Source organism: Nonomuraea sp. K271 (genome assembly GCF_009908215.1).
GTDB classification, from domain to species: domain Bacteria; phylum Actinomycetota; class Actinomycetes; order Streptosporangiales; family Streptosporangiaceae; genus Nonomuraea; species Nonomuraea longispora.
In genome coordinates, this window is sequence record NZ_JAAAHR010000390.1 from 1 (window position 1) to 830 (window position 830).

Genomic DNA, 830 nt, shown 5'->3' on the forward strand with positions numbered 1-830 from the left:
AGATGGGGTTGGCGATCTCCAGGTCCCCGGGCCCTCGGCTGAGGCCGAGGTCGTGCACGTAGGAGACGTCATCGTCGAAGGACGTGTCCGTGCCCGGCCATGTTCCCGCGACGATCGGTTCGATCACGCACGCTGGCGGATCAACCGTTCCTTGGCCTCGTCCACGTGCCCGGCGGTGATGGAGCCGGTCGCCCTCATCTTGAAGGTGATCTCGTGGGCGATGGCGTTGACCAGCCATGGCTGGCCCTGCGTCAGCTCGAAGACCCGGTCGACCGCGTCCTTGGTGAACTCCTGGCCGGTGGCCCGGGTGTGCTGGTCGTACAGCTCGGCTATCTGGTCGGCGGTGAAGTCGCCCAGCCGCAGTGACTCGGCGACGATGTTGAACGCGCTGGCCGGATTGCTCCTTTGGGTCGCCGCCGGAGGCGATCTTGTAGTCACGCAGGTCACGCAGGCCGCACAGCACCACGGACGCGGGGAACGGACGCCCCTCATGCCGGGCGTTGTGGCCGTCCCGGAGCTGGCTGAGGATGCTGACCAGGCTGTTGCCTTGCAGGGCGTCGATCTCGTCGAGGAACAGCACCACCCGGCGGGGGCTGCGGCGGCACCATTCGCTCAGCGCCGAGCCGAACCGGCTGCCCGGCGTGACCTGTGGGCAGGCGTCCGGCGGCAGCAGTTTCTTGGGCCATCCCGTCCGCTCGGCTGCCTCGTTGAGGGAATCCAGCAGCAGCGACTCGGCGGCGGCGTAGTCGTCGCCGGCCGCCTTGGCGCGCTCGCAGGAGAACGTCAGGGCGGCGGTGTCGCCCTCGGCGGTCAGTTCGGAGGCCAGGGTG

Annotated in this window: 2 protein-coding genes; one reads left to right on the forward strand and one right to left on the reverse strand. The window is 69.0% G+C overall.

What is annotated here, in order from left to right; genetic code table 11:
* Positions 1 to 123 precede the first annotated feature (123 nt).
* Positions 124 to 438, reverse strand: a complete 315-nt coding sequence (locus GUY59_RS47130; protein WP_138208871.1) for a hypothetical protein — start codon at positions 436 to 438, stop codon at positions 124 to 126.
* 52 nt (positions 439 to 490) lie between these two features.
* Here GUY59_RS47130 and GUY59_RS49710 point away from each other — a divergent pair.
* Positions 491 to 830: hypothetical protein (locus GUY59_RS49710; protein WP_212746395.1), on the forward strand; the 340-nt coding region annotated here is incomplete at its 3' end.